Below are 1,579 nucleotides of genomic sequence, written 5' to 3'. Positions count from 1 at the left end.
GCCATGTGGCACTCGTCGCCCCCGCCCGCGTAGTCGCCGAAGTAGTCGACGACGTCCTCGGGCCACTGGTTGGCCTCCGCCAGCAGCACCGTGTCGGGGTACATCGCGTCGATCTCCTTGCGCACCCGCTTCAGGAACTCGTGGGTGGCGGGCAGGTTCTCGCAGTTGGTGCCCTCGGCCGCGTACAGGTACGGCACGGCGTCCAGCCGGAACCCGTCGATGCCGAGGTCCAGCCAGAAGCGCAGGGCGGCGAGGATCTCCTCCTGCACGGCGGGGTTCTCGTAGTTGAGGTCCGGCTGGTGGGAGAAGAAGCGGTGGAAGTAGTACTGGCCGCGTACCGGGTCGTGGGTCCAGTTGGAGACCTCGGTGTCGACGAAGATGATCCGCGCGTCGGGGTACTGCTTGTCGTCGTCGGCCCACATGTAGTAGTCGCCGTAGGGACCGTCGGGGTTGGTGCGCGATTCCTGGAACCACGGGTGCTGGTCGCTGGTGTGGTTCATGACGAAGTCGATGATGACGCGCATGCCGCGCTGGTGGGCGGCGTCGACGAACTCCACGAAGTCGGCGAGGTCACCGAACTCGGGCAGCACGGCGGTGTAGTCCGCGACGTCGTAACCGCCGTCCCGGAGCGGCGACTTGAAGAACGGCGGCAGCCAGAGGCAGTCGACGCCGAGCCACTGGAGGTAGTCGAGTTTGGAGGTCAGGCCCTTGAGGTCGCCGATGCCGTCGCCGTCGCTGTCCTGGAAGGAACGGACCAGGACCTCGTAGAAGACCGCCCGTTTGAACCACTCCGGGTCCCGGTCCTTGGCGGGTGTGTCCTCGAAGGTGTCCGGGACGGGGTCGTTGACAGTCATGACGCTCTGGGCCCTCCGATCTGTGGCGAGGCGGACGGTCGCCCGACATGGAGCACGTGCGCCGGCGCCCGGCCGGGCGTCAGGCGTACGTAGTTGTTCCTGCCCCAGTGATAGGTCTCCCCCGTCAGTTCGTCGTGCACGGACAGGGTGGCGTTCCAGTCCAGGCCGAGTTGCGGCATGTCCAACGAGACCGTGGCCTCCTGGGTGTGGTGGGGATCGAGGTTGACGACCACGACGACCGTGTCCGGCCCGGAACGCTTGCTGTAGGCGATCACGGAGTCGTTGTCCGTGTGGTGGAAGCGGAGGTTGCGCAGGCGTCGCAGCGCCGGATGCCGCCGCCGGATGGTGTTGAGCTGGGTGATGAGGGGGGCGATGGTGCGGCCCTCGCGGGCGGCGGCTTCCCAGTCGCGGGGTTTGAGCTGGTACTTCTCCGAGTCGAGGTATTCCTCGCTGCCCTCGCGCAGCGGGGTGTTCTCGCACAGTTCGTAGCCGGAGTAGATGCCCCAGGTGGGGGAGAGGGTGGCGGCGAGGACGGCGCGGGCCTCGAAGGCGGCACGGCCGCCGTGCTGGAGGTAGGCGTGCAGGATGTCGGGGGTGTTGGCGAAGAGGTTCGGGCGCATGTAGGCGGCAGCCTCGCCGGACAGTTCGGTGAGGTAGTCGGTCAGTTCCCGCTTGGTGGTGCGCCAGGTGAAGTAGGTGTACGACTGCTGGAAGCCGATCTGGGC

Annotated in this window: 2 protein-coding genes; both read right to left on the bottom strand. The window is 67.2% G+C overall.

The window, feature by feature from the left end; translation table 11 throughout:
- Nucleotides 1–854: alpha-amylase family glycosyl hydrolase (locus tag ACFYMM_RS44390; protein ID WP_388398564.1), on the bottom strand; the 854-nt coding region annotated here is incomplete at its 3' end.
- On the bottom strand, nucleotides 851–1,579 hold a 729-nt coding region (locus ACFYMM_RS44385; protein ID WP_388398561.1), incomplete at its 5' end, for a DUF3459 domain-containing protein. The genes ACFYMM_RS44390 and ACFYMM_RS44385, both read right to left, overlap by 4 nt.

This window comes from Streptomyces sp. NPDC006739 (genome assembly GCF_042869815.1).
GTDB lineage: Bacteria > Actinomycetota > Actinomycetes > Streptomycetales > Streptomycetaceae > Streptomyces.
The sequence above is the reverse complement of the archived record's forward strand: the minus strand, read 5'-3'. Positions and strand labels throughout refer to the sequence as shown.